The sequence below is a fragment of the Gilvimarinus gilvus genome (assembly GCF_030518155.1).
Classification (GTDB): Bacteria; Pseudomonadota; Gammaproteobacteria; order Pseudomonadales; family Cellvibrionaceae; genus Gilvimarinus; species Gilvimarinus gilvus.
Map to the genome: position 1 here is coordinate 1 of NZ_JAULRU010000756.1, position 348 is coordinate 348.

1 protein-coding gene is annotated in these 348 nt (G+C 44.8%); it reads right to left on the reverse strand.

Going from position 1 to position 348, the window contains the following annotated elements; genetic code table 11:
- A partial coding sequence (locus QWI17_RS19415) for a PAS-domain containing protein (protein WP_302724187.1) occupies positions 1–348 on the reverse strand: 348 nt, incomplete at both ends.

A 348-nucleotide genomic window follows, 5' to 3' on the forward strand; every position in this document is an offset into this window, starting at 1 on the left:
GATCATCGCCAACATAAGCGATAAGCGCTGGAACATGGTCTGTAATTAAACGTATCCATTGCTCACTTTCTCGCAGCGTCTCAGCATACTGGTGTCGCTCGGTGATATCGGTATAGGTATTTACAAACCCACCTTCAGGAATGGGGTGAGTACGTATCTCAATAACCTGACCATTTCGTAAACTCTGCTCAAGCTCGATGGTCCCATTACTACTATGATGATTGCTAAATGGCGTTAACAGAATTAACTCACACTGAGCGATAAGATCACCAAAAAGCGGCTGTGTATTCAATTCCGCCTCTGTAAAGCCTGACAACTCAAGGAAGCGCTGATTCCACACCTCAAGAT